This window comes from Paraburkholderia dipogonis (genome assembly GCF_042680985.1).
In the GTDB taxonomy this organism is placed as follows: Bacteria; Pseudomonadota; Gammaproteobacteria; order Burkholderiales; family Burkholderiaceae; genus Paraburkholderia; species Paraburkholderia phytofirmans.
Map to the genome: position 1 here is coordinate 203,382 of NZ_JBHUFR010000013.1, position 24,251 is coordinate 227,632.

General features: G+C 63.6%; 24 protein-coding genes and 2 pseudogenes. 9 read left to right on the forward strand and 17 right to left on the reverse strand.

All coding sequences use genetic code 11. The features are described 5' to 3' along the window. Positions 1 to 5: 5 nt before the first annotated feature. Genes ACFSNN_RS18470 through ACFSNN_RS18490 form a run of 5 tightly spaced genes read right to left on the reverse strand, consistent with a single transcriptional unit; the run spans position 6 to position 6,308 of the window. On the reverse strand, positions 6 to 1,667 hold the full coding sequence (locus ACFSNN_RS18470; RefSeq protein ID WP_134462737.1) for a GMC family oxidoreductase: 1,662 nt from the start codon (positions 1,665 to 1,667) through the stop codon (positions 6 to 8). Then, positions 1,657 to 2,322: a gluconate 2-dehydrogenase subunit 3 family protein gene (locus tag ACFSNN_RS18475; RefSeq protein WP_134462739.1), complete on the reverse strand. Its 666-nt coding sequence runs from the start codon at positions 2,320 to 2,322 to the stop codon at positions 1,657 to 1,659. The genes ACFSNN_RS18470 and ACFSNN_RS18475 overlap by 11 nt, the downstream gene beginning before the upstream one ends. After that, positions 2,319 to 3,314, reverse strand: a complete 996-nt coding sequence (locus tag ACFSNN_RS18480; protein WP_134462741.1) for a hypothetical protein — start codon at positions 3,312 to 3,314, stop codon at positions 2,319 to 2,321. The genes ACFSNN_RS18475 and ACFSNN_RS18480 overlap by 4 nt, the downstream gene beginning before the upstream one ends. 17 nt (positions 3,315 to 3,331) lie before the next feature. Beyond that, positions 3,332 to 4,453, reverse strand: a complete 1,122-nt coding sequence (locus ACFSNN_RS18485) for an enolase C-terminal domain-like protein (protein WP_134462743.1) — start codon at positions 4,451 to 4,453, stop codon at positions 3,332 to 3,334. 10 nt (positions 4,454 to 4,463) lie between these two features. Continuing rightward, the gene (locus ACFSNN_RS18490) at positions 4,464 to 6,308 is read right to left on the reverse strand and encodes a thiamine pyrophosphate-requiring protein (RefSeq protein WP_134462745.1); all 1,845 of its coding nucleotides are present in this window, start codon (positions 6,306 to 6,308) and stop codon (positions 4,464 to 4,466) included. A 237-nt stretch (positions 6,309 to 6,545) separates the two neighbouring features. Here ACFSNN_RS18490 and ACFSNN_RS18495 point away from each other — a divergent pair, with 237 nt between their 5' ends. The 5 genes from ACFSNN_RS18495 (at position 6,546) to ACFSNN_RS18515 (ending at position 13,061) form a co-directional block, all read left to right on the forward strand. Continuing rightward, positions 6,546 to 7,544: an SDR family oxidoreductase gene (locus tag ACFSNN_RS18495; RefSeq protein WP_134462747.1), complete on the forward strand. Its 999-nt coding sequence runs from the start codon at positions 6,546 to 6,548 to the stop codon at positions 7,542 to 7,544. Positions 7,545 to 7,650: 106 nt separating this feature from the next. Beyond that, the gene (locus tag ACFSNN_RS18500; RefSeq protein WP_134462749.1) at positions 7,651 to 9,438 is read left to right on the forward strand and encodes a glycoside hydrolase family 15 protein; all 1,788 of its coding nucleotides are present in this window, start codon (positions 7,651 to 7,653) and stop codon (positions 9,436 to 9,438) included. Positions 9,439 to 9,730: 292 nt separating this feature from the next. After that, positions 9,731 to 11,497: a RecQ family ATP-dependent DNA helicase gene (locus ACFSNN_RS18505; protein WP_134462751.1), complete on the forward strand. Its 1,767-nt coding sequence runs from the start codon at positions 9,731 to 9,733 to the stop codon at positions 11,495 to 11,497. A gap of 55 nt (positions 11,498 to 11,552) precedes the next feature. Further along, positions 11,553 to 11,861 (forward strand): hypothetical protein, encoded by a 309-nt coding sequence (locus ACFSNN_RS18510; RefSeq protein WP_134462753.1) that lies wholly within the window; start codon positions 11,553 to 11,555, stop codon positions 11,859 to 11,861. Between the two features lie 285 nt (positions 11,862 to 12,146). After that, entirely contained in the window at positions 12,147 to 13,061 is a 915-nt protein-coding gene (locus tag ACFSNN_RS18515; protein WP_134462757.1) for a LysR family transcriptional regulator, read from the forward strand. A gap of 11 nt (positions 13,062 to 13,072) precedes the next feature. Here the strand turns inward: ACFSNN_RS18515 and ACFSNN_RS18520 are convergent, their stop codons facing one another. From ACFSNN_RS18520 to madL, 3 genes are read right to left on the reverse strand one after another with little or no spacing between them, the layout of a single operon-like run. After that, entirely contained in the window at positions 13,073 to 13,201 is a 129-nt protein-coding gene (locus ACFSNN_RS18520) for a hypothetical protein (protein WP_279631171.1), read from the reverse strand. A gap of 22 nt (positions 13,202 to 13,223) precedes the next feature. Then, positions 13,224 to 13,991: a malonate transporter subunit MadM gene (madM, locus tag ACFSNN_RS18525; protein ID WP_134462759.1), complete on the reverse strand. Its 768-nt coding sequence runs from the start codon at positions 13,989 to 13,991 to the stop codon at positions 13,224 to 13,226. A gap of 14 nt (positions 13,992 to 14,005) precedes the next feature. After that, positions 14,006 to 14,401: a malonate transporter subunit MadL gene (madL, locus tag ACFSNN_RS18530; RefSeq protein WP_134462761.1), complete on the reverse strand. Its 396-nt coding sequence runs from the start codon at positions 14,399 to 14,401 to the stop codon at positions 14,006 to 14,008. A gap of 508 nt (positions 14,402 to 14,909) precedes the next feature. Between madL and ACFSNN_RS18535 the strand changes: the two genes are divergently transcribed. Together ACFSNN_RS18535 and ACFSNN_RS18540 are read left to right on the forward strand one after the other, a co-directional pair. After that, positions 14,910 to 15,851, forward strand: coding sequence for a DnaJ C-terminal domain-containing protein (locus ACFSNN_RS18535; protein ID WP_134462763.1), 942 nt, complete (start codon positions 14,910 to 14,912; stop codon positions 15,849 to 15,851). Continuing rightward, positions 15,848 to 16,177 (forward strand): chaperone modulator CbpM, encoded by a 330-nt coding sequence (locus ACFSNN_RS18540; protein WP_134462765.1) that lies wholly within the window; start codon positions 15,848 to 15,850, stop codon positions 16,175 to 16,177. The genes ACFSNN_RS18535 and ACFSNN_RS18540 overlap by 4 nt, the downstream gene beginning before the upstream one ends. Before the next feature lie 142 nt (positions 16,178 to 16,319). On the opposite strand, the gene ACFSNN_RS18545 is transcribed toward ACFSNN_RS18540, so the two are convergent. From ACFSNN_RS18545 to ACFSNN_RS18555, 3 genes are all read right to left on the reverse strand, one after another. Then, a complete protein-coding gene (locus tag ACFSNN_RS18545) occupies positions 16,320 to 16,751 on the reverse strand; it encodes a hypothetical protein (RefSeq protein ID WP_134462767.1) in 432 nt (143 codons plus the stop codon). A 37-nt stretch (positions 16,752 to 16,788) separates the two neighbouring features. Further along, positions 16,789 to 17,163: a DUF3564 domain-containing protein gene (locus tag ACFSNN_RS18550; RefSeq protein WP_134462769.1), complete on the reverse strand. Its 375-nt coding sequence runs from the start codon at positions 17,161 to 17,163 to the stop codon at positions 16,789 to 16,791. 70 nt (positions 17,164 to 17,233) lie between these two features. Next, positions 17,234 to 17,569 (reverse strand): c-type cytochrome, encoded by a 336-nt coding sequence (locus ACFSNN_RS18555; RefSeq protein WP_208949567.1) that lies wholly within the window; start codon positions 17,567 to 17,569, stop codon positions 17,234 to 17,236. 235 nt (positions 17,570 to 17,804) lie between these two features. Here ACFSNN_RS18555 and ACFSNN_RS18560 point away from each other — a divergent pair, with 235 nt between their 5' ends. Both ACFSNN_RS18560 and ACFSNN_RS18565 read left to right on the forward strand, forming a co-directional pair. Next, complete coding sequence (locus ACFSNN_RS18560) at positions 17,805 to 18,089, forward strand: DUF1488 family protein (RefSeq protein ID WP_134462771.1); 285 nt, start codon at positions 17,805 to 17,807, stop codon at positions 18,087 to 18,089. A gap of 93 nt (positions 18,090 to 18,182) precedes the next feature. Further along, positions 18,183 to 19,169, forward strand: a complete 987-nt coding sequence (locus ACFSNN_RS18565; protein ID WP_134462773.1) for a zinc-dependent alcohol dehydrogenase family protein — start codon at positions 18,183 to 18,185, stop codon at positions 19,167 to 19,169. A gap of 81 nt (positions 19,170 to 19,250) precedes the next feature. Here the strand turns inward: ACFSNN_RS18565 and fnr are convergent, their stop codons facing one another. The 6 genes and pseudogenes from fnr to ACFSNN_RS18595 form a co-directional block, all read right to left on the reverse strand. Then, positions 19,251 to 20,039: a fumarate/nitrate reduction transcriptional regulator Fnr gene (gene fnr / locus ACFSNN_RS18570; RefSeq protein WP_166799351.1), complete on the reverse strand. Its 789-nt coding sequence runs from the start codon at positions 20,037 to 20,039 to the stop codon at positions 19,251 to 19,253. Positions 20,040 to 20,126: 87 nt separating this feature from the next. Then, positions 20,127 to 20,462 (reverse strand): annotated as a pseudogene (locus ACFSNN_RS18575) (response regulator); the annotation flags it as partial. Between the two features lie 221 nt (positions 20,463 to 20,683). Further along, positions 20,684 to 21,334, reverse strand: coding sequence for a response regulator (locus ACFSNN_RS18580; RefSeq protein WP_106312983.1), 651 nt, complete (start codon positions 21,332 to 21,334; stop codon positions 20,684 to 20,686). After that, a complete protein-coding gene (locus ACFSNN_RS18585; protein WP_134462777.1) occupies positions 21,331 to 22,677 on the reverse strand; it encodes a PAS domain-containing sensor histidine kinase in 1,347 nt (448 codons plus the stop codon). Before ACFSNN_RS18585 ends, ACFSNN_RS18580 begins: the two co-directional genes overlap by 4 nt. Before the next feature lie 223 nt (positions 22,678 to 22,900). Then, on the reverse strand, positions 22,901 to 23,737 hold the full coding sequence (locus ACFSNN_RS18590) for a universal stress protein (RefSeq protein ID WP_134462779.1): 837 nt from the start codon (positions 23,735 to 23,737) through the stop codon (positions 22,901 to 22,903). Positions 23,738 to 23,933: 196 nt separating this feature from the next. Then, positions 23,934 to 24,248: pseudogene (locus ACFSNN_RS18595) on the reverse strand (divalent metal cation transporter); the annotation flags it as partial. Between the last annotated feature and the right edge of the window lie 3 nt (positions 24,249 to 24,251).

Consider the following 24,251-nt stretch of genomic DNA (forward strand, 5'->3'; position numbering starts at 1 on the left):
TTCGCTCAGCGACGCCGTGTCGGCTCAAGCTCGCCGCGCGCAGCCAATGCGACGATGCGATCAGCCGTTCGACACGCGATCGCCTGAATCGTCAGCGATGGATTCACCCCGCCAACGGTCGGAAACACAGAGCCATCGCAAATCCAGAGATTGGGGATGTCCCAACTGCGGCAGTCGGCATCGACCACGCTGGTCGACGGATCGTCGCCCATGCGCGCCGTGCCGTTCAGATGACAGGTATCGTCCTCTTCGCGCCAGATTTCGCGTCCTCCCGCCGCGCCAAGCGCCTGCTCCATGAAGTCGAGCGAATGCGCGATGAGCCGCTTGTCGTTATCGCACAGCGAATAGGTCACCCGCGCGATGGGCAGCCCGTACTGATCTTTCTCGTCGGCAAGCGTCACCCGATTGTGTTCCTGCGGCAGCATTTCGCCGACAATTTTCAGCCCCGCCTGATGGTTGTACTTTTGCATCTCGCGGCTCAGCGCATCGCCCCACAGCCCCCGGCCGTTTTGCACCGCAGCCCAGCCGGCAGGTAGCGGTCCCTGACTCATATAAGCGTAACCGCCGAAGAAGTCTTTACCGGTGTCTTTGTAATTCCAGTGCTCGGTGATCGCGAGTGACGGCGGACCCTTGTACCAGCGAATCTCGTCGTCGAACGAGCCGTAGACGGCTTGATTGGACTGCGCCATGAGGTTCTTGCCGACGAGGCCGGAACTGTTCGCAAGGCCGTCCGGAAAGCGGCCGTTGCCGGACATCAGCAGAAGACGCGGCGTTTCGATCGCATAGCCCGCCACCACGACGTGTTTCGCGCGCTGGAATTGCCAGCGTCCTTCGCGCAAGTACTCGACGCCGGTCGCTAGGCCAGCCTCATTGGTGGCGATCCGGCCGACCATCGCCAGATCGCGTATTTCGGCGCCGGCGCGGACCGCACGCGGGATCCACGTGACGAGGGCGCTCTGCTTGGCGTTGGTCGCGCATCCGGAGGTACAGAAGCCGCGATACACGCACGGGTGCGCTTTGCCGCGCGGCGCGGACAGCGTCGCCAGCGGCGTGGCGGCCCAGTCGATGCCGAGCGCTTCGGCGCCGCGCGCGAGCACCAGTGCCGCGGCATTCAGTTCATGCGCGCGATAGGGATAGCGGGGCCGCTTCGGCCCCCACGGATAGTTGACCGGCCCCGAAATGTTCAGCGCGTCTTCCACCTGTGCGTAGTAGCGCCACATCTCCTGCCAGTCGAGCGGCCAGTCCGCGCCGTAGCCGAGCAGACTGCGCGATTTGAACCACTCGGGCCGAAAGCGCAGCGACACCATCGCAAAGTGCACCGTGCTGCCGCCGACAGCTTTGCCGCTGTTGTTATTGCCCAGCTTGAGCGGGTTGGCGCCGTCGCAGATGCGCTCATCGGTCCAGTATAGCTTCGACTGATGGGTTTCGTCGGAAGCGAACTCTTCAAGCGGACGCCACCATGCGCCCGCATCGAACGCGACGACCCTGAAGCCCTGTTCCGCCAGCCGGCACGCAAGCGTGCCTCCGCCCGCACCGGTGCCGACGATCGCGAAATCGACTTCTTCGTCATTCGGATACTCTCGCATCGGAATCCAGCCGCCCCGCTCGAACACGTCGGGAGCTCGCCCATGCTTGCCGCGCGGAGAGTGTTGGGCTTCATCGAGCACCCTGGTTCTCCTCGCGAGCCTGGCTTTCGTCGCCGGGCTTCGCTTCAGCGGCCTCCCACGGGTCGCGCCGGTTGAAATACATGCGGACGTAGCCGCGCGGATTGGCGGGGCCGCCAAAGCCGATTTCGCTCCATGCGTGCGGGTGCGAGTAGTAGAGGCTGCAGATGTCGTGCAGCAGGCGTTCGGCGAAGAACAGCTTCGCCGGCATCCCGAGCCACGCATCGCCGGTCAGTTCGCCGCGTTGCATCGATTCGAGCAGCGCCAGCTGGAGGGGCTTTTCGAGGCTGGCAAACGGCAGCTCGTGACGGGCGCGGCTTTCGGCGTCGAGCGCGGCGAGGCCGGTCCGCCATGCATCCTGAAGCGGGGGCAGGCGTGCGTCGCGGTAGCCGTCGCCGGTATTTTTCACGAGCTTTGCATCGAGCAATGCGGCCAGCGCGACCACCGGATGTGCATCGGCTTGCGGCACGATAGCGGCGCACAGGGCGCGCGCGGCGAGCCATTCGACGGCATTGAAAAAGCGCGGCTCCGCTGGCGTGGCGAGGCGTTCCGCGATGACCTCACGGGTCGCGTCGTCCCATGATGGCGTAGCGCGTTTAGCGAGTACGTCGTAGCCGGGGTAGCGGGTGGGCCGAGGCGGCCTGGTGGTGTCGGTCATGTTTCGGTCTCCCTCAGGCGCAGCGCCGCGAGCCCTGCCAGCGCCAGAGCTGAAAAGCTCGGTGGCGCGGGTAGTGGAGGGCCGCTGAACAGGTTCTGACTCCAGTTGCGCCAACCGCCCTGGCGGCGCGCGATACCGCGTGCATGAAAGCCGGCACCGACGACGCCGAGCGCGGTGGTGATGCGCAGGCACCAGCGCGTGAACCAGCGCTCGCCGGGCTCGGCCAATGCCGCCTGAGCGAGCAGTGCGGCGGCGAGCGGCGGCACCGTCACCGGCGCGTACATCGCGCGATGCTGGAACGCGCCGCGAAAATGCAGCAGCGCAACTTCACCGGCCGTGCCGAGCAGCCCCGCGCTGACGAGCAAGCCGAGCGCACGGCCTGCGGGCATCCCCAGCAAGCGGGGATCGCGTGCGGGTTCATTGCGCAATAGCTCGGCGACCGCGCCCAGCGAGCCCGACAGCAGCAACGCCATCGGCGCACCGACCGGCGCCGCGTGAAACAGGTTGTTCCAGCTCCAGCCGCCGGGGCGCTTCGTCACGTTGTACAGATGGAAGCCGGTGCCCGCCATGCCGGCAACGGCGGCGCCAAGATAGATCGCATGACGCAACTGATGACTCTGCTGCCGCCGGTCCCGGCCGCCATGCAGGCCCGCCAGCAACGAAAGGGTGGACGAGACGAGCGGCACATACATCGCCGGGTTGTCGAACGAGCCGCGATAGTGCTCCATCGCGCTGTCGGCGAGCACGGAAAGCGCGAGCAGCGCGGAACTGTGGTTGAACGAGCGGGCTGCCTCGATGTGGGCGGTGACGCGAGGCGCGGGCGTCGCCGGCGGCATGCGCCGCGTGGGCGCGGCACGGCCCGAGAGGCTGCGCGCAGCGTACGCTGTCCGGCGCTGCGCGGTTTCCTCTCTTGCCGGGCGTACCGCAAGCGCCGCGACCGCGGCTGCACCCACTGCGGTGCATAGCAGCCCCACCATTCGTTGCGAACTCATTCTTGTGGGTCCCTTTGCTAGTCGACGCGATAGGCCGCAGCGTCGGATGTCTTCAATTCGAGCCCGCAGCCCGGACGTGTCAGGTCGGGCGCTATAACGCCGTCGACGGGCCGGGGAGCGCCGTCGAACAGCATCGACTCGATCCGCACGTGATCGTGGAACCATTCCTGGTGACGCAGGCGTGGCGCCGCGCAAGCGACATGAAGATGCAGCGCGGGCGCGCAGTGCGCCGACAGCGGCACGTGAAAGGCGTCGCAGAGATCGGCGGCCTGCATGAAGCCGGTGATGCCGCCGCAGCGGCTCGCGTCAGCCTGCAGGACATCGACCGATTGCCCTTCCAGCAGATGCCGGAAATCATCCAGCGTGTAGCCGTACTCGCCGGCGGCGATCTCCATGCCGGTGGGCGCGTGCTCGCGCACGAAACGCAAGCCGGCAGGATCGTCGGACGACACCGGCTCTTCGAACCACGTCACGTTCTGCGCCGAAAATCGCTGTGCCCAGTGCAATGCCTGTGCAGGCGTGAATGCACCGTTGGCGTCGACGAAAAGCCCAGCATTGCCGATGGCTGCGCGCGCCAGTTCCACGCGCCCGGGATCGGCGTCCGGCTCGCTGCCGATCTTGATCTTGACCCAGCGGCAGCCGTCCCGCTCGAGCCAGCCGGCCAGTTGCTCGCGCATCTGCTGCCGGGTGTAGGTGGTGAAACCGCCGCTGCCGTAGATGGGCACCGCATCGCGCGCCGCTCCGAGGAGCCGGGCGAGCGGCACGCGGAGCAGTTTCGCCTTGAGGTCCCACAGTGCGCAATCGACGGCGGAGATCGCGGTGGCCGCGAGACCCGAGCGCCCGAGATTGCGCACCTGACGCTGCATGCGTTGCCAGTTCGCGCGGATGTCCCACGCGTCATGCTGCAGCACGCATTCTGCGAGCGTGTCGTGAATCAGCGCGACGATGCTTTTATCGCTATACGTATAGCCGATTCCGGTTTCCCCGGCCGCCTGCAACTCGACGACGACCAGCGTGGTTGCTTGCCACGCGAACGTGCCATCCGCTTCCGGCGCGTCGGTCGGAATGCGGTAGGCACTCGCTTTTATCGCGCTAACCGGCGCATGCGGCGTGCCGTGGGTTGCAATCCGATTCGTCATGTTGGCACGCCTATTTGTCGTGATGCCCGGGAAGGACTGCGCCGAGTACCTGCTTCGCTGTTTCGACGATGACGTTGCCTTCGTTCGGATCGCCCTTCATCAGCGTCGACGCGAATGCTTTGGCCTGAGCAAGCGTGATATGCGGCGGCAATGGCGCGATGTTCGGATCGGCTTTTACTTCGATCACGACCGGCCGGTCCGACGCCAATGCTTCGTCCCACGCCGCGCCCATCTGCTCGTCGCTGTCGACGTAAATGCCCTTGAGCCCGATCAGCTCCGCGAACTTGTGATACGGCACCGAGGGAATATCCTGCGATGCCTCGAACTTGGGATCGCCCTCCATCGCGCGCTGCTCCCATGTGACCTGATTCAGATCGCTGTTGTTCAGCACCATGCAGATCCAGCGCGGATCGGCCCAATCTTTCCAGTACTTCGACACGGTGATCAGTTCGGCCATGTTGTTCATCTGCATCGCGCCGTCGCCGACCAGCGCGAACACCGGACGCTCGGGGAATGCGAACTTGGCCGCGATCGCATAAGGAACCGCGGCGCCCATCGACGCAAGTCCACCGGACAGCGAACACATCATGCCGCGCTGGACTTTCAGATCGCGCGCATACCAGTTCGCGCAGGAGCCCGAGTCGCTCGTCACGATCGCATTGGCGGGAATGCGTTTGGACAACTCCCATACCGTGCGCTGCGGATTGACCGCGTCCTTGCCCGCCTGTTGCGCGCGCTTGTCGAGCGTCTTCCACCAGTCCGCGGTCCAGCCTTCGATCTTCTTGCGCCACGCGCGGTCCGGCTTGTCTTCGAGCAGCGGCAGCAACGCGCGCAACGTCTCCACGCTATCGCCGACCAAGTTGACTTCCATCGGATAGCGCAGGCTGAGCATGTCCGCCTTCAGGTCGATCTGCACGCCGCGCGCCGCGCCTTCTTTCGGTAGAAACTCCGAGTAAGGAAAGCCCGAGCCGATCATCAGCAACGTGTCGCATTCGGCCATCAGGTCGTAGCTCGGCTTGGTGCCGAGCAGGCCGATCGAACCCGTGACCCACGGCAGATCGTCGGGCAGGGCGGCTTTGCCGAGCAGCGCTTTTGCGACGCCCGCGCCGAGTTTGTCGGCGACGGCGATGACTTCGTCGGTGGCATGCAAGGCGCCGGCGCCGACGAGGATCGCGACTTTCTTGCCGGCGTTGAGGACGTCGGCGGCTTGCTGGAGATCGTCCGGATAGGGCACGAGACGCGGCGCGCGATAGCCCACGCCCGAGTGCAGCGTGCCGTGCTTGCGGCCGGGGGCTTCGTAGGGCAGATCCTGCAGGTCGTTGGGCAGCACGATCGCGGTGACTTTGCGCTCGGAGAGCGCAATGCGCACGGCACGGTCGACCAGATGGCGCACCTGAGCGGGAACGCTGGCCTGTTCGACGAAGGCGCCGGCTACGTCCTTGAACATCGAGACGAGGTCGAGTTCCTGCTGATAATGGCCGCCGAGGGCCGCACGGGCTTGCTGGCCGGTAATGGCGAGGACCGGCATGTGATCCATCCGCGCGTCGTACAGGCCGGTAATCAGGTGCGAGGCGCCGGGCCCCGAGGTGGCGATGCAAACGCCGAGCTCGCCGGTAAATTTGGCATGCGCGGACGCCATGAAGGCGGCCATCTCTTCGTGGCGAACCTGGATGAATTCGATTGGCGCGGTGGGGTTGCCGGATCTGCTTTTCTTAGCTTCCCCTTTCGCTGCGGATTGCGCGCGGTTGAGGGCGCCAAAGACGCCGTTGATGCCGTCACCGGGATAGCCATAAATACGGCGTACTCCCCAGGCGTGAAGACGCTCGATGATGAAGTCGCCGACGGTTTGAGACATGGACATCTCCTGCGTAGGGAAGTGGATTGTCAAAGGTCACGCAAGGGACGTTCCGCGTTCTTTCAAAAGGTAATGTTTTGCGGCGCGTGGCATGAATAGCTCGCGCTTCGCGAAAGTGTGAGATCGCGATCAAGCATGCGGGATTGGCTCCATCGCGACAATTGCCAGGAATGGGAACTGCTTTAGCTTTAGCTGCAGGTCATCACAGACTGATTCGCTACTTGATGGGAATGCGCAATGAGCAAGGTTGCCGTAATCACCGGCGCTGGCGCCGGAGTGGGGCGGGCCGCGGTCGAGGAGTTTGCCCGGCATGGCTACGACGTCGCGCTACTGTCGCGCGATCAGGGGCGCCTCGATCGCGCGGTCACAGATTTGCAGGCGACGTATGGCGTGCGCGCGCTTGGCATTCCGACGGATGTCGCGAACTCTGATGCTCTCGAAGCAGCGGCCTCGCGCATCGAACAGGAGCTCGGGCCGATCGACGTCTGGGTCAACGTCGCGATGGCCACCGTCTTCGCGCCGGTGTCGGAACTCACCGCACGGGAGTTCGAGCGCGGCACCCAGGTCACTTACCTTGGACAGGTCCACGGCACGATGGCGGCGCTCGCGCGCATGCGAGCCCGCAACCGCGGCACGATCGTCAACGTCGGGTCCGCATTGGGCTATCGCTCGGTGCCGCTCCAGTCGATTTATTGCGGCGCGAAATTCGCCGTGCGGGGCTTTACGGACGCGCTGCGCTCCGAGATCATCCATGACGGATTGAACGTTCATCTGACCATGGTGGACCTGCCCGCGCTCAACACGCCGCAGTTCGACTGGGCGTTGAACAAGATGGGGAAAAAAGCGCAACCCGTCGCCCCGATCTACGAACCCGAGGTGGCGGCGCGGGCCATCTTTTTTGCCGCGACGCATCGGCGAAGACAGGTTTGGGTGGGCTTCTCGACGGTCAAGGCAATTCTCGCGAACCGGATTGCGCCGACGTGGATCGACCGGTATCTCGCGAAAGCAGGCTATGACGGACAACTCACCGACGAGCCGCTCGAACCGGACGCACGCGGCAATCTTTTCGATCCTGTGCCCGGCGACTATGGAGCGCACGGGCGTTTCGACAAGCAGGCGCGGCCGCGCAGTTGGGAGATGCTGACGAGCAGGCATCGCAACGTGTTCTGGGCGGTGGTGGGAGTCGGAGCTGTGAGTGGCATCGGCTTGCTCATCAGGAGAAAAGGCAAGATGTGAGTGTTGTTCTTTGCCGGCAAGAGTGATCGCATGGTGACCGGCGTACACCGATTCGCGATGCGTCGCGAGCCGCTCGAAAACGGCGCAGCACGGCAAGGCGGCAATCATGAGCAAGCTGATAGAGGACTACGCGCTGCTGGGTGACGGTGAAACAGCGGCTCTGGTGAGTAGAGACGGTTCAATCGACTGGCTGTGCTGGCCGCGCTTTGACGATGACGCCTGCTTCGCCGCGCTCCTTGGAACGGACGAGCACGGGCAGTGGACGCTCGCGCCTGCGGACTCGTGCGACGCTGTTATTGAGCGTAGTCGACGGTATCAGGACGACACGCTGGTCATGGAAGCCGACTTCCGGACGTCGAGCGGCGAAGTGCGGATTATCGATTTTATGCCCGTGCGAAAGACGTTTTCGTCGATTGTGCGCATCGTGGTCGGACTTCGCGGGACCGTGCGGATGCACAGCCGCATGCGTCTGCGTTTCGATTATGGTGCGCTGTCGCCGTGGCTGGCATCGGCGGGTGATGATGTGATCGCAAAGGTGGGTCCCAATCTGGCCGTCTTGCGTGCGCCGGTAAAGCTCGGTATTGACTACGATTCGATCGACGCTCGATTTGAAATCAAAGCCGGTGACCGCATTCCCTTTGTCATGAGCTATGCCGACCCACATGAGGGAGCGCCTGCGCCGATCGACGCCGAAGCCGCGCTCGCGTCGACGCAACATTTCTGGCGCGACTGGATCGGCCACTTTGACGATCGCAAGACGCATTGGCCGCGCCAGGTGCGCCGCTCGCTCATCACGCTGAAGGCGTTGATTCATCAACGCAGCGGTGGTCTGGTTGCTGCGCCCACCACTTCGCTGCCGGAAGCGCCCGGCGGCGAGATGAACTGGGACTACCGCTATTGCTGGCTGCGCGATGCGAGCTTCACGCTGACAGCGCTGCTGAACGCCGGATACCATGAAGAAGCCGAAGGCTGGCGAAACTGGCTGCTGCGCGCGATCGCAGGTTCCCCGGACAAGATGCGGATCATGTACCGCGTCGATGGCGCGCGTCACCTCCCGGAGTGGACAGTCGAGTCGCTGCCCGGCTATCGCTGTGCTAAGCCGGTGCGGATCGGCAATGCTGCGTCCACGCAGCTTCAACTCGACGTCTACGGCGAAGTGCTGGAGTGCCTCGATCTTGCTAGTCGCGGCGGGGTTTCGACATCGGACCAGGAACTCGTGGTCGAGCGCAGGTTGATCGAGCACCTCGAAACGATCTGGCAAACCGCGGGTTCGGGAATGTGGGAGTCTCGCTCCACACCGCGGCATTACACCTATTCGAAAGTGATGGTCTGGGTGGCATTCGACCGATTTATCAAACGCCATGAAACGCGCGACCTGGTCAGCCGGGACATGCTCCAGCGCATCATCAGATTGCGTCGGATCGTTCACGGCGAGATCTGTCGCGAGGGGTGGAATGAGGGGCTCGGTACCTTCACGCAGCAGTACGGGGCGCAGACACTCGATGCCAGTGTCCTGCTGCTGCCGCTAGTCGGATTCCTTCCGGTCGACGATTACCGCATGGCGTCCACGATCGCGACGATCGAACGGGAACTGACGGAAGGCGGCTTGATTCGACGTGGAAAAGCCGCTGCAGGTGGACCGAATGAAGGCGCGTTTCTGGCTTGCTCATGCTGGATGGCCGAGTGCATGCAACTGCAAGGCCGCGATCAGGAGGCGAGGGCACAGTTCGAGCGCGTGCTCGATGTGGCGAACGATCTTGGGCTTCTCGCCGAAGAGTACAACGTGCCGGGACGGCATCTGGCAGGTAACTTTCCACAGGCGCTGACGCATCTGGCTATTGTCAATACGGCGCTTGCGCTTAGTGGGCCGACGCTGCGGCGCGGGCGGTATTAGCGACCAGCGTCGAGCCCGAGGGATGTCTACAGGCTCCAGCGCTCTTCGGCATCAACATGCCTCGCTTCCGGACGGAGCGGCACGCCGCTTGCGTGGTACTTGAAAAGAGGAGGATGTTGCGTCGCCGACGCACTTCGCTCGACCTCATTTCGAAGAGGCAACATGAAAAAAATGACAGGCATAGGAGCCGCGTGCGGTTGCCAGATGGCGCAAGAACCGGCTGCAAATACCGGAGGCAGCGAGTGACCGTCCGCACAACATTCCCGCTCCTCTCTTCCCGCCGAAACCAGTCATGACTCTCGACCAGCGTATTAGAAGCATGCGTAGAACCATGCGCGAAATGTTCGGCATCTCCCGCTTACGCGCCGGCCAGGAAGAGATCATTCGCAGCGTGCTCGAACGGCGCGACACGCTCGCCACGATGCCGACTGGCGCCGGCAAATCGCTGTGCTATCAGCTACCCGCGCTGCATCTCGACGGCACGACCCTGGTCGTATCGCCGCTCATCGCGCTCATGAAAGATCAGGCGGACAAACTTGCTGCGTCCGGTATCGATTGCACGGTTGTGAATAGCACGTTGCGACGGCGCGCGGAGCGCGAAGCGCTGGAACGGATTGCGGGCGGGGAGGGTGGCATCGTATTTGTTACGCCGGAGCGCCTCACGCAGCCGGCTTTTATCGATATCTTGCGATCCCATGCCGATCGCCGCATTGGACTCGTGGTGGTCGATGAAGCACATTGCGTTTCGCATTGGGGTCACGACTTCCGCCCGGCCTTCCTCGAAATCGCGAGCGCGGTCAAAGCTATTGGCCGGCCGCCGGTACTTGCACTGACCGCGACGGCCACCGCCGAGGTGCTGGACGACATCGTGCGCTCGTTGGGCCTGCGCGAGCCGCGAATCGTACGGACCGGTACGCTGCGTCAGAATCTGCGCTACCGGGTCGTGCAGGTCAGCACGGCGGGCGGCAAAGACGATAACACTCGCGCGATGGAGGCAAAACGCGAACAACTGCGCGAACTGACCCACTCCCTCGCGGGCACCGGCATTATCTATGCCGCGACGGTGGCGGATGTCGAACGCATTTACGGCTGGCTCGTCGAGGCGGGCGAGTCGGTCTCGCGTTATCACGGCCGGCTTGCCACGAACGTGCGCGACGCAGCGCAGGAGCAGTTCATGTCCGGGGCGACGCGCTTGATGGTTGCCACCAACGCATTCGGCATGGGCATCGATAAAGCGGATATCCGCTTCGTGATCCACTATCAGATGCCCGGCAGCCTCGACGCGTATTACCAGGAAACGGGCCGCGCGGGCCGGGACGGTGAACCGGCCGACTGTGTGCTGCTGTTCGATCTCGGCGACCGGCGAATTCAGCAGTTTTTTCTGGCCGGCCGTTATCCGAGCGTCGAACTCGCACAGCGCGTGTACGACGCGCTGGCGGCGTGTTGCAATCAGAACGCGAAGGGCGCAACGCTCACGGCGCTCAAACAGGTATTGGCCGATGTCGGAAGCGCCAAGCTGGAAGTTGCGTTGAACATGCTGGTGGACGCGCGTATTGCAGGACGTGACCGGCAGCACCGCTACCGGCTGCTCACGCGGCCAGCAGCGGAGCAAACCGCCGAAACGCCACGCGAGCTCGTGGCAAAAGCTGCCGCGCGATTCGAGCAAATGAGCGCACACGACAAGGATACCTTGCAGAAGATGATCGACTACGCGCAGACCGGTCAATGTCGCTGGCGCGCAATTCTCGATTATTACGGCGATACGCCAAACATGGAGCGCTGCGGCGTGTGCGACAACTGCGTGAGCCCGCCGCAAATCGACGTGCGGTTCGACACCGACACCCTGATCTCCGACACATCGTCGCCTATAAAACCGCATGCATCTGAGCCGCGCGAGCCGCATCGATGGGCGCGCGGCGATCCAGTTCGTGTGCCACGCTACGGGGTCGGTGAAGTTGCGCTGGCGAGCGGCGAGCAGGTCGCGGTGCAGTTTCCGGACGGCCGCACCCGCACCTTCATGTCGAACTATGTGCGAGCAGCGCGCCGTAGCCTGTCATAGCGCCACACGGAACAAGCTACGTCAAACCATCACAAGCGTTTAAACGGAGTATTCGATGAAGCCCCTTACCTTGGAACAGTTCAAGACACAGTTGGCGGTGATGCTCCGTCGCATCCCTTATGGCACGAGTGCCGATTTGACGGACTATGCGATTGCCTTCTGGGATGGCGCCCGTGTTGTCTATGCATTCATTTCGGACAACGACGGAACTGAGCAGATCGACGATGAATTCGAGTTGGGCGAATACGAATGGAACCACTGGCATGAAGACTTTGCGAACTGGATTAACGAGCCTGTGTTTAGCGTGAGGGCTGATCTCCACAAACGGCCCTTGGCGGCGCCGGCTGATACTGACGTACGGTAGACGACACGGTGGCGCGTGCGGAGGCACACCGGTGGACAGGCAGGAACGGCGCAGGCCGTCCTCGAAGAATCGGCGAAACTGTGCGGTGGCGTGCGGGCGCCGCTGAATGTCGAAGGCGATCGCAACCCGAGCAGCTGGAGAGACAGCGTGGTCACCGCGACGCCCGGCTTCAGGGAAGCGTTTCACCAGTTCGCAGCGGCTGCCCGAAACATGCGGGGTAGTCGCTATTGGTCCCGCGCGCTCACACGCCCATAATGGTTCATTTCAACCATTCAATAGCCCCAGATGCGCGACCGAATCGATGAGGAGATCACCTTCCGCAAGCTGGAAGTTCTGCTCGCGTTCATGGAGACCGGCAACCTCTCGAAGGCGGCCGAGGCGTTGAACGTGAGCACGGTCAGCGTGCACCGGGCGCTGCATTCGCTCGAACAAGGCGTGCGCTGTGCGCTGTTCCGGCATGAAGGCCGCAACCTCAAGTCGACGGAAGCGGCGCAAATGCTCGCCGATGTCGCCCAGGAGGTCCTCGCGCTGATGTCCGATGGCATTCGCGCGACGCGCGATGCAGCAGGCTACTCGTCGGACCGCCTGAGGATCGGCTCGCTGTACTCGCTGACCATCAACACCGTGCCTGGCATCGTCGTCGACCTCAAGGTGCGGCGGCCGGCGCTTCAGGTCGAACTCGCGCTCGGTTCGAATGCCGAGCTGCTCGACAAGCTCAAGCAAGGCACAGTCGATGCGGCCCTGATGGCCGTGCCGGAGACCGAACCCGAAGTCGGCGCGCTGCCGCTTTTCGAAGACGACATCTTTTTCGCCGCCCCTGCCAACTCGCCGTACGCGAACCTCGAAGCGGTCGATCTGCGTGACTGCCGCGACGAGACATTCGTTTCGCTCGGCGAGGGTTTCGTCACCTATCACGGCTTTGTCGAGGCGTTTCGCGTCGCGGACTTCACACCGAACGTGACGATGAAAGTCGGTGACATCTTCTCGCTGATGAACCTGGTGAGCGGCGGAGTCGGCTATACGCTATTGCCGGGCCGGGTGCGCGGCGTATTCGGCGACAAGGTGCAATTCATTCCGCTCAAGCCGCAATACCTGATGCGCCAGACCATCGGCGTCAGCTTCCTGCGCGCTCGCGAGCGCGATCCGAATCTGCTCGCGCTGATGGCCGTCTGCCGTTTGCGCACGAGAAGCGTCGGCTGAGATTCAGGCCGTCAGTCGCGCGCCGATTCACGCTCGATCACCATGCGAAGGCGAGGCAGTGCGGTGTCGCCGCAGCTTGCCGCGATGGCTTCGTCGAATGTCGCGCTGATCAAGCGGGTCGACACGTTGCCGGCCGGCATCAGTCTCTCCTTGCCTAAGCTATCACGCGCCCATTAATGCCCGCGTCGCGAAGAACAGCACCGAAGGTCCGAGCAGGCAGCCGATGCCCGTGTGAAATGTCGCGATCAGCGCGCCGTACGGCACGAGCCGCCGGTCGGTCGCGGCGAGGCCGGCGCTCACGCCGCTCACCGTACCCGCAAGGCCGCCGAAGATCATCGCGGAACGGGGCGTCTTCAATCCCATGAAGCCGGCCGCGATCGGCGTGCCGATCATCACGATGATTGCCTTGATCAGCCCCGTCGCGATGCTGAGCGCAATCACGTCCGAGCTGGCGCCGATCGCAGCGCCCGTCACCGGACCGACGATATACGTGACCGCGCCCGCGCCGATGGTCGTCATGCTGACCGCGTCGGTGTAGCCGAACGCATGAGCGATGCTCGCACCGACGATGAACGGCAACAAGGTGCCGAGCAGCAGAGACACGACGCCGATCAGCCCGGCCTTGCGCGCCTCGTTAGCCTGCACTTCGAATGCGGTGGCGACGATGGCGAAATCGCGCAGCATCGCGCCGCCCATCAGGCCGACGCCCGTGAAGAGCGGCAGGTCGGCGAGACCTTTCTGTCCGCCCGTGAAGACGCCGCCGAGCCAGGCGAGCACGAGGCCGATCACGATCGCGATGGCCGAGCCGTGCACGCGTCCAAACGTCAGTTTGCGTGAAATCAGCGACGACACCCACATGATCAGACCGACCAGCGCGAACGAAGTCACGAGGCCATTCTGAACGAATATTTTTTCGAGCATGTGCAACATGATGGGCTCCTGCTTCAGATCTCTTCGAGTTGCGGGGCGTTCACGAACGACGTGCTATCGCGGCCGGTGCGGGTAAGGACGCCGATGCAGCACGCGCACACAGCGGCGGCGGCGAATGCCGACAGCAGTGCCACCGGGCCGCCCTTGATCGCCGCAACGACGTTCTGGTTGGCGGCCATGGCGACTACTACGGGGATATACATCGCGCCCCAGAAGGCCACGCCGGCTTCGGTTTCCTTGGGCAGCAGCCCCTTTTTGTGCAGATATAGGCGCAGGAAGATCAGCAGGAGCATCGCGATGCCCACGCCGCCCACGTTCGTCTTGACACCGATGGCGACCCCGAGCAGATCGCCGAGAAAGAGTCCCGCCAGATGGCAGAACGCGAGCAGCGCGGTTCCGTAAATGATCATGTTGTGTCTCCTGAATAGCGCTATTGGTTTGTGGTGAATGGATGCGAAAAAGCCGCTCGTGGCGCCATTACGGCTGAATCAATGTGGCGTCATTGCGATTGCTCCCATAATTTTTGGCGTACCGTAACCGATGCGGCCGGTGCGCGCTGCTCAGGACATGAGGCGAGTCTAGGAAGCGAGAAATCCCGGTTCAATCAAGTTCGGGATGCGACTGTTATCCCAAGCGTAACGATCTTGGGAGGTGAGTGCTGAAAGCCAGACTGGACGGGCCGGCGCGACGGATCTCGTTGCCCTGGGGTCTTCCCGGGCTTGCCGGCCCCTATTTGGTGAGCGGGGGAGCCGGGTGCGCGGGTCCGGGGCTCCGACAGGCCCGTCCCTATGAAGGCCGAGGCGGAACGCGCGACTTTACCGGCTTATCCGGATTCGTATAAAGTGAATCCACCATCTCCGCCCGAAGTGTCCGCATTGTCGCGCTTGTTCCCCGTTACCCGATAGGCGAGCCGTCAGTATGAAATACAAAGACTACTACCAGACGCTGAATGTCGAGCGCGACGCGTCTCAGGAAGACGTCAAGCGTTCATATAGGAAGCTTGCGCGCAAATACCATCCCGACGTCAGCAAGCTCCCGGACGCCGAAGACCGGTTCAAGGAGTTGGGTGAAGCCTACGACGTGCTCGGCGATCCTGAGAAGCGCGCGGCTTACGACCGCATGGGGAGCGAGTGGCGCAACGGCGAGGACTTTGAACCGCCACCGAACTGGGACGAAGGCTTCGAATTCCGCGGCGCGGGCAACGAGGCTGGCGGACAACCCGACTTTCACGATATTTTCGAAAGGATGTTTGGTGGAGCGCATGGCGCGCATGCGCGGCAGCGACCTGTCAATGCGCGCGGCGAGGACCATCACGCGAAGGTGTTCATCGATCTGGAAGATAGCTATCGCGGCGCCCAGCGTTCGATTTCGCTGCAGGTGCCGGCGATGGATGCGCAAGGGCATGTTTCGCTGGAAACCCGTACGCTCAATGTCACCATTCCGAAGGGCATTCGCGCGGGCCAGCACTTGCGTCTGGGCGGGCAGGGCGGCGCAGGCACCACGCCCGGGACGGCGGGTGATCTGTACCTGGAAATCGCCTTTCGCGAACACCCGCGTTTTCAGGTGGACGGTCGCGACGTCTCGCTCGAATTGCCGGTTGCACCGTGGGAAGCGGCTCTCGGCGCGCAAATTGCCGTGTCGACACCAGACGGCTCTGTCGAGATGACGGTGCCCGCGGGTTCCGCCGGCGGCAGACGCTTGCGGCTTAAAGGCAAGGGTATCCCCGCCAGTCCACCTGGCGATCTCTATGTGATCCTTAATATCGTGCTGCCGCCGGCGGATAGCGATAGTGCTAAAGCGGCTTACGGCGCGATGCAGCAAGCCTTCAACTTCGACCCGCGTGCGCATTTCTATCGGTGATCATTGTGAAAGAGACAAGTACGACGACCTATTTGCAAGGGCACATTGTCGATGAAAGCATCGAGTTCACCCTTGTTGAACTGAGCCAGGTGAGCGGAGCATCGGAGGAGGAATTGACGCTCTGGGTGTCCGAAGGCGTGTTCGAGCCGAAGGGCGAGCGACCTCAGGAGTGGCGCTTCAGCGGCGCGGCGCTGAAGCGCGTGCGGACCGCACAGCGACTGGCACGCGACTTTGAAATAAATCCCCCTGGCGTGGCCCTGGCGCTCGATTTGCTCGACGAGATCGATTCATTGCGCTCGCGTGCGAAGCGTGTTCGTGGCGGCTAGCGCGTCTGCGCGTGATGTATGGATGCACTGCCAACCACTACCGCCACCGTTATCACGCGGCTTGAAGTGTTTCCACTGATGTTGAGTCTGCAGTCTCACCCACGACGTGCAGACGCATTTTTGTAAGCCGAATCAATTCCCGCTACGAAACGTCGTTGGGCTCCAACCGCAGCGCACCCCAGCCCAGCGGGGCAAACACACGGCCGCCGGCCAGTTCGACCAGTTCCACGAATTTATCGAGTGACACGCCCGCGGCAATCCGAACCGGCGCGTTGCTGATGAAATTCTGCGTGCGCAGCCATGGCGCATCGCCTCGGTTGATTTCGTTGACACTGCGCGCATGGCCGTCGTAACCCGCGTCGGGCGGCAGCAGCGGCCCATCGAATGCGACGGTCAGGATCTGCTGCGCCGCATCGTCGTAAGGCGGGCCGGCGTGTTTTTCATAAGGCACACGCTCCCATCCGTCGCCCCATTGCTGATCGAGCGGCAAACGCGTGAAATAAGCCCACGGTGCACGCACGAAACAGAGCCCATAAGCGTGGCGGGCACCGTCCAGATCGGTCGTGAGTCCCATGACGTCAGCTCCTTGAGGTGTCGGAGAAGTGAGTGCCTCACATGTCGTTCCCGGCGGCAAACAGGCCGTGTTCCGGTGCGATCTGATCGGTGTCGATACATTGCACGTGCCAGTGGCCGGACATCAGGTCGCGGCCGCGTTCCGCGCACCACTGTGCACGTCCGGTCTCGCCCTCGAAAGGCCCGGCGCAGGCGTTAAGATCGAGCCCTTCGAGCACGCAAACCGGCGCCGAGCCGTCCGGGCCGCATACGAGCGTATTGCCGCAATCTACGTGCAGCACGCCCCATTCGGGCAGGTCAAAGCCGTGGTGGCCTTCGCGCGACCATTGCCGGGTATCCTTGTCGAGCCACAGGATTGCAAATGCCATCGGGTGGGCACGGTCGAACGTGTCGAGGTGGACGGTGAGGCGCATGGAGAATTCTCCGTAACATGCAGTCGCGTTCAAGCGAACTGGACCGCGAAAGTCGTGACTTAAAGGATGGTCATTGACTCAGGACCCATTGCACCAGCGTGTGCGCATCCTCTGCCGACAACGGGCCGCCGCGATCGGCGGGCAACGGCATCGCCATGTCGCCCCAATGCGCTTTGCCGCCGAGGCGCAGCTTGTGCTCCAGCATGAACTGCGCGTCGGGCACATTGCGGTAGCGCTCGGCGATCTGCTGGAACGACGGCGCGAGGAACGGCGCATCGCGCGTGTGGCAAAACATGCAATGCTGCTGATCGACTAACGCGGTCGGCTCCGGATCGGCGTGCGCGGTGGAGGCAGCCAGCACGAACACGGCGCATGCCGCCAGGCAGCTTCGGGATAGGGTGTTCAAGGCACGCGCTCCTTTGCAACGGGCATGAGTTCAGTGTAGGAGCGGTGGCTTGCGTGCCGTTGACCTCGGTCAACCAGAACGCAGGCCCTGAATTTGACGTATCGTGCCTAGCTCCTATGCTGATGACAGATGGGCGTCGCACGCAACGGGCTGCCCGAGAACGCGGTGCACGACGCGTGGGCGTGCAGAAACGCCGTCCCAGGCTCCCAGCCTCTCATCCTGCGCAACGAACCAGGTGGCGGTCATGAAGATTTATTTTCCCGAGGAACATCCGGAGTATTGCGCGCGCGATCTCGTCGTCGCGTTTCCGGCCGAGGTGGATGGAGCGCGCGTGCAGTGCGCAATTACCGCGGAGGCGCTAGAAGATCATTTCGGCGCCGTCTCGCTGCGCGAAGACGATCTGATCACCGCATTCAACTCCAACCGGCATCCGATCGAACACGCAGTAAGGCGACTGCTTAACGAGATCGGTGCCAAGCCGGTGCTGATGCACAGCGGCTACTTCCGTTTTTGCGAGTGAATCCCGTGGGACGGCGGAGCGCACGCCTCTTTCGATGCGTCACGCCGGCACGAAGCCGGTTATTCGCCGCTCAGCAAGTTCGAGGAGAAGCCAATGCGTGCGATGCTATTCGACGGCAGTACGTCGTTTCTGCGCGAGCAGGAGTTGCCGGATCCCGTGCCCGGCGCCGGCCAGATCCTGATCGATATTCACGCGTGCGGCGTGTGCCGCACCGATCTTCATCTGGTTGACCATGAGCTCGGGCATCCCAAACAGCCTGTCATTCCAGGTCACGAAATCGTCGGCACGGTAGCCGGGCTCGGCGTGGGCGTGACGGGGTTCGTCCTCGGAGACCGGGTGGGAGTGCCCTGGGTTGGCCACACGTGCGGGCATTGCCGCTACTGCCTGTCGGCGCGGGAAAATCTTTGCGACGATCCCCGTTTTACCGGCTACACGATCGACGGCGGTTTCGCGGAGCGCACCGTTGCCGACAGCCGCTACTGCTTTCACGTGCCGGAGCAGTACAGCGACATCGAAGCGGCGCCGCTGCTATGCGCAGGCCTGATCGGCTATCGCACGTTGAGCATGGCGGGCGACGCGCAACGCATCGGCATTTACGGTTTCGGGGCCGCGGCGCATATCGTCGCGCAGGTCGCGCGTCATCAACAGCGCACCGTGTACGCGTTCACGCGCCCGGGCGATCACGCGGCCCAGCAACTCGCGCTGCGTCTCGGCGCGGCGTGGGCGGGCAGCAGCGCGGAGGCACCGCCGGAGGAGCTCGATGCGGCTTTGCTTTTCGCGCCGGTCGGTGCACTCATTCCGTCAGCATTGCGAGCGGTCGCGAAAGGTGGCGTGGTGGTCTGCGGCGGGATTCACATGAGCGACGTCCCGTCGTTTCCGTACGCGTTTCTGTGGGGCGAGCGTCGCGTGGTATCGGTTGCGAATCTGACCCGCGATGACGGGCTCGCCTTCATGCGCATTGCTGGCGAGACGCGCCTCGAGATCAAAACGACGACGTATCCGCTGACGGACGCCAATCAGGCCTTAAGCAACCTGCGCGATGGCAGGCTCACCGGTGCGGCAGTGCTCGCCGTCCGTTAGCGTGGCCGGGCCCGGCGGTCCGCGTCGCCTCACGATCGTGGTGTTCGCGGCCGACGGCCGGATCGCGAGCGACGTCCGTACTCAAACCCGCACGAGGCCTTCGTGATCGAGAATCCGGATGTCCTTGCCGTGCGTATCGAGCAGTCCGTCGCGCTGAAATTTAGAGAGCATCCGGCTGACCGTTTCGAGCTTGATTCCCAGATAACTGCCGATTTCCTCGCGCGTCATGCGCAGGTGAAATTCCGCCGGCGAATATCCGCGCTTTCTCAGGCGGTCCGACAAATTTAGCAGGAATGTCGCCACCCGCTGCTCGGCGGACATCGTGCCGAGCAACATCATCTGCGATGACTCGCGCACGATCTCGCCGCCCATCATGCGGTGCACGTGTTGCTGGACCGCTTTGACTTCGCGGCACATGGCTTCGAGAAGATGGAAGGGGATGATGCAAACCTTGCTGTCTTCGAGTGCGACAGCATCGCAACTATGGTGGCCGGAGCAGACGCCGTCCAGGCCCAGCGAGTCGCCGGCGAGATGAAAGCCGGTGACCTGTTCGCGGCCGTCGCGATGCATGACGACGGTCTTGAACGAGCCCGCGCGTACTGCGTAGATGCTCTGAAACGCGTCGTTCGCGCGATAGATCGTTTCGCCCTGTTTGATGGTTCGCGACGGGCAGATAAGCGATTCGATCCTTTGCAATTCTTCGGCTGTCAGGCCGTGCGGCATGCAGATCGAGCGCATCGAGCAGGCCGTGCAGCGCGGTGCGCCCTTGCGCGACGCGCTTGCGTTTGCCGATACTCGTCCAGGGAGCGGCGATCCTTGCGGACGGGCAAGCGCGGGCGCGATGGCGGGAGATGCGGCGACGTCAGACATGGTGTGCTCCTGTTGAAAGACGGCGTGCGTGCGATGTTCGCCAGCAATCCGTTGGATCGTGCTTAGTGCGAGATCGAATTCGCCGGTCTTGTCGAAAAAGTAGCGGGCGCCGCCTTTCAGGCATGCGCGCCGAAACCAGGCGCCGGAATGATTCGTCAACACCATGACAATCACATGCGGCATTCCTTGTGCAAGCAGCCCTAGCAACTCCATGCCGGTGCCGCCGCTCAGATGCAACTCCGTCACGACCAGATCGGCCATACCTGTGTCGATGCCGGCGAATGCCGCAGCGGGCTCCTCGGCTTCGCCGACGATCTCCACGCCGTCGAGTGCGCCGAGCAGCGCGGCCAGACGGCGCCGCACCAACACGGCATCGTCGACGAGAAAAACACGCAGCGCGCGGTGTTCAGGGCTTGAGTTCATGGCTCGAAGTATCGGCCGCGCTATCTCAAAATAAAATCGGCGCCGAATGAGCTTCGAGTAGGCAAGCGGGAAGGCGTGTAGGGGGTTTCCTACACGATGGTCAGGCGGATGAGGAAGATGCCGCGAGCTGCGCGTGTATCGAGCTACAGATCAGAGGGGCGAGCGGTTTCCGGGGCGCGCACAGTGCGGCGCCACCCGCCAGGGGAAGGCTGCGAAGGCGCTCAGATGCCGTCTTCTTCGTCGCTGACCAGTTTGTGGCGCATCGCATAGCGCACCAGCGCCGCTTCGTGTGGCATCTGCATTTTTTCGAGGATGCGCGTCTTGTACGTGCTGACGGTCTTGCTGCTCACGCACAGTTCGGCCGCGATCTCGGTGATCGTTTGACCGGCTGCAATACGCTTCAGGACGTCGAACTCCCGATCCGACAGCCGTTGATGCGGCAGCAGATCGGTCGGTTCGTTCAGGCTTTGCGCGAACCGCTCGGCCATCGCAAGGCTCACGTACACACCGCCGGCGGCGACCTTGGTCACGGCCGCCACCAGTTCGGCGCTCGCGCTTTCCTTTGTCAGGTAGCCGGACGCGCCGGCTTTGAACGCGCGCACCGCGTATTGCTGCTCGGCGTGCATGGTCAGCACCAGGATGCGCAGGGCCGGCTTTTCTTCCTTGATCTGCTTGATCAGCTCGACGCCGTTGCGGCCGGGCATGGACAGATCGAGCACCAGCACGTCGGCTGCGCGCTCGCGGATCAGCGCGACGGTGCTGACGCTATCGTTCGCTTCGCCGGTGACTTCGAAGCCGCTCGCGCCCTGCAGGATATGGCGCAGACCGTCGCGCACCAGCGCGTGGTCGTCGGCAATCAGGACGCGCGTCATGTTTGTATCTCCTGCATTTGTACGGTCTCCGCCGGAATGGTGACAGTCAACACAAAGCCTTTGCCGTGCGCGGTATGAATATCGACCGCCCCGCCGAGCATGTGCGCGCGTTCGCGAACGCCGAGCAGGCCGAAGGACTTGGCCGCCGGCTCGGCCGTGCGGTGCGCGCCCTGGCCATTGTCGGCGATGCTGAGCTCGAAGGCCTGCTCCTTCGCCTGCAGGCTCAGTGTCACCAGCGTGGCGTCCGCATGGCGCGCAACGTTTGTCAGCGCCTCCTGCACGATCCGGAACAGCGCGGTGGCGCCTGCCGGGCTGAAGCGAGCGTCGCCGGTCTCGATTTGACGCTCCACGTCGATGCCGTAGCGGTTGGTGAAGTCGTTGGCGAGCCATTCGATCGCTGGAATGAGCCCGAGGTCGTCGAGCATGACCGGCCGCAGATCCGCCGCGATGCGGCGGACCGACGCGACGGTTGTATCGATCAACCGGCGCATGCCTTGCAACTGGTCGCGCACCGCTGCGCCAGCCGAGGCATCCAGCGCCTGCTCGACCGACGAGATATCCATTTTCAACGCGGTAAGTTGCTGGCCAAGATCGTCGTGCAGTTCACGGGCGATGCGCGTCTTCTCGTCTTCGCGGATCTTCTGCAGATTGGCCGACAGCTCGCGCAGTTCCTCGCGCGCCTGACGTTGCGCGCGCTCCGCTTTGACGCGTTCCGTGATGTCGCGCAGCATCACCGTGTAGAGCCGCGTGTCGCCATCGCGAATCTGCGAGATCGAGGCCTCGAGCGGGAATTCCTCGCCGTTGGCGCGCAAGCCCGCCAGCACGCGTTGATTGCCCATCTGCCGGTCCGACACGCCGGTCACGCCGAATTGGGCGACATGCTGCGCATGCGCCGCCCGAAACCGCTCTGGAATGAAGCGAGCAAGCGGGGCGCCTATCGCGTCCATGGCGGAGCAGCCGAAAACCCGTTCCGCCATGGGATTGAAGATGACCACTCGCTGCTGGTCGTCGATAGTGATAATCGCTTCCATCGACGAACGAATGATCGCCATCATGCGAGCCTCGTTCAAGGCAGACTGACTAATGCTTGCGTTCGTTTCGCCGTTTGCATGAGCGGCATTGCGATGCGTGCGCACGAGCACAAACGCGCTCGTGGCGAAGAGCCAAGCGGCGGCGACACAGATGAACAGCACGGGATCGAACCAGCGCCGTGCGGCCAGCATGACGCCCAGTGTCACGACGAACACTGTCGCCGCTACGAGAGCCGGCGGTGCCGCAAGCGAACCAGACAGCCCGCGCAAAGCGGCAGTGCGGGAAGGTGGCGGGTTACCACTGACGGGCATGTGCGCCTCTTTGGAAAGGCTGCGAAAGGATGGGTCGCGTTGCCTGCCGATGCCCGCACGGCGGCGCGTGAGGCGGACACGTTTGTTCGGCGGCATTTGCGCCTGGCTAGCAACTGGCTTGCGTTCATTTTCCGTGAAACGCCCGCTACACGCCAGTGCAGCCGGGCGGCGTAGCCGTTGCGCCAGTGTGGGCGCCGACGTACCGGGGCGCTTCCGGCGCCGCTCAGTGCGACATCAGCACGGGCACGGTCATCGAGCGGAGAATCGTGCGCGTGGCGCCGCCCATCACCAGCTCGCGCCAGCGGGCGTGGCCGTAGGCGCCCATCACCAGCAGATCGGCGCCGCTGTCGGCTACCTGTGACAGCAGCACCTCGCCGACCGAGCCGCCCGGTCCGGTTTCGATGTCCACGATTTCCACCTGCACGCCATGCCGTGCGAGCACGGTGGCAATGTCCGCGCCGGGGATTCGGGCGGGCTCGAATTCGTGGATCCCGTTGACAGTAAGAATTGTCGTGCTGCTCGCCGTGCGCATAAACGGCAGCGCGTCGTGCACGGCGCGCGTGGCTTCCCGGCTGCCGTCCCACGCAACCAGGACCCGCCCGCCCGTCGACCTTTCATTGCTTGCGTAAGGTACAAGCAACACCGGCCGGCCGCACGACAGAATGAGGTTTTCCGGAAAGAAGTCGCCGACATACGATTCCGGATCGCCCGGATTGTCCTGGCCTGCCACGATGAGGTCGGCGCAGCGGCCCGCACGCGGCACGGCGAGACTGGCGGGCTCGTCGATGGCGACCCATTCGCCCGGCACCTCGGCGCGCCGCAATTCGGCGTGAAACAGCCGTTCGAGCGCCGCGCGCCGCTCCGCGCGCGTCTCTTCATGCTGCCGGTAATACTCGGCAGTCCCGGCCATGACATAGAGCGAGCGAGGGTCCGGGCTGAAGACGGCGAAGGCGCCGGTCAGATGTGCGCCGAACTGTTTGGCCAGACGCAGCCCGATTTCGAGCCGCGGATGGGCGTTCGGGCTGGTGTCGAGGTGGACAACGATGGTTTTGTAGCTCATGGCAGTCGCTCCTGGAAGGGACGGTGAAGCGCGGATAAGTGAGCTTGAGTCTAGGAACGATGGCGGCGGCCCCTTTGATGCAGATCAACGGCGGCTGCGGCGCCGCGCGGCTTTTCGCCGGCGGGCTGAAACGCCATCTCGCGCATGACGAAGCGCAAGGGTGGGCCTGCTGATCCGCGTGCCGCGTCTAGGCCGGCAGCAGCAACACCACGGCATGGAGCACGGCGGGCGGAAACGCATCTTTGATGTTCGCGGCCAGACCCTTGCCCGTCACGCGGCCGAGGTTCGCGCACATGGACTGGACGGCCGCCATCAATGGGAACGCGAGCGGCATGGTCCACAGCATGTTCAGGCCGAACTGCGCGCCGGCCTGCGAATAGGTGGCGATGCCGCTCGGATCGTCGTCGGCGACGCCCGTGATGAGGCCGGGTCCGAGCCGCGCAAGCGGATGTTCCTTGAGGCGCGCTAGAAGCAAGCCGCGAAGTTTCAGCGGGGTTCCGTCGAGATCCACGGC

Bases quoted from the DNA above. Each gene is read 5' to 3' on its own strand.
- ACFSNN_RS18500 (WP_134462749.1), top strand. From the start codon at position 7,651: ATGAGCAAGCTGATAGAGGACTACGCGCTGCTGGGTGACGGTGAAACA.
- ACFSNN_RS18505 (WP_134462751.1), top strand. From the start codon at position 9,731: ATGACTCTCGACCAGCGTATTAGAAGCATGCGTAGAACCATGCGCGAA.
- ACFSNN_RS18590 (WP_134462779.1), bottom strand. From the start codon at position 23,737: ATGAGCTACAAAACCATCGTTGTCCACCTCGACACCAGCCCGAACGCC.
- ACFSNN_RS18510 (WP_134462753.1), top strand. From the start codon at position 11,553: ATGAAGCCCCTTACCTTGGAACAGTTCAAGACACAGTTGGCGGTGATG.
- ACFSNN_RS18580 (WP_106312983.1), bottom strand. From the start codon at position 21,334: ATGACGCGCGTCCTGATTGCCGACGACCACGCGCTGGTGCGCGACGGT.
- ACFSNN_RS18585 (WP_134462777.1), bottom strand. From the start codon at position 22,677: ATGCCCGTCAGTGGTAACCCGCCACCTTCCCGCACTGCCGCTTTGCGC.
- ACFSNN_RS18535 (WP_134462763.1), top strand. From the start codon at position 14,910: ATGAAATACAAAGACTACTACCAGACGCTGAATGTCGAGCGCGACGCG.
- fnr (WP_166799351.1), bottom strand. From the start codon at position 20,039: ATGTCTGACGTCGCCGCATCTCCCGCCATCGCGCCCGCGCTTGCCCGT.
- ACFSNN_RS18475 (WP_134462739.1), bottom strand. From the start codon at position 2,322: ATGACCGACACCACCAGGCCGCCTCGGCCCACCCGCTACCCCGGCTAC.
- ACFSNN_RS18515 (WP_134462757.1), top strand. From the start codon at position 12,147: ATGCGCGACCGAATCGATGAGGAGATCACCTTCCGCAAGCTGGAAGTT.
- ACFSNN_RS18520 (WP_279631171.1), bottom strand. From the start codon at position 13,201: ATGCCGGCCGGCAACGTGTCGACCCGCTTGATCAGCGCGACATTCGAC.
- ACFSNN_RS18550 (WP_134462769.1), bottom strand. From the start codon at position 17,163: ATGCGCCTCACCGTCCACCTCGACACGTTCGACCGTGCCCACCCGATG.
- madM (WP_134462759.1), bottom strand. From the start codon at position 13,991: ATGTTGCACATGCTCGAAAAAATATTCGTTCAGAATGGCCTCGTGACT.
- ACFSNN_RS18485 (WP_134462743.1), bottom strand. From the start codon at position 4,453: ATGACGAATCGGATTGCAACCCACGGCACGCCGCATGCGCCGGTTAGC.
- ACFSNN_RS18545 (WP_134462767.1), bottom strand. From the start codon at position 16,751: ATGGGACTCACGACCGATCTGGACGGTGCCCGCCACGCTTATGGGCTC.
- ACFSNN_RS18495 (WP_134462747.1), top strand. From the start codon at position 6,546: ATGAGCAAGGTTGCCGTAATCACCGGCGCTGGCGCCGGAGTGGGGCGG.
- madL (WP_134462761.1), bottom strand. From the start codon at position 14,401: ATGATCATTTACGGAACCGCGCTGCTCGCGTTCTGCCATCTGGCGGGA.
- ACFSNN_RS18480 (WP_134462741.1), bottom strand. From the start codon at position 3,314: ATGAGTTCGCAACGAATGGTGGGGCTGCTATGCACCGCAGTGGGTGCA.
- ACFSNN_RS18565 (WP_134462773.1), top strand. From the start codon at position 18,183: ATGCGTGCGATGCTATTCGACGGCAGTACGTCGTTTCTGCGCGAGCAG.
- ACFSNN_RS18490 (WP_134462745.1), bottom strand. From the start codon at position 6,308: ATGTCTCAAACCGTCGGCGACTTCATCATCGAGCGTCTTCACGCCTGG.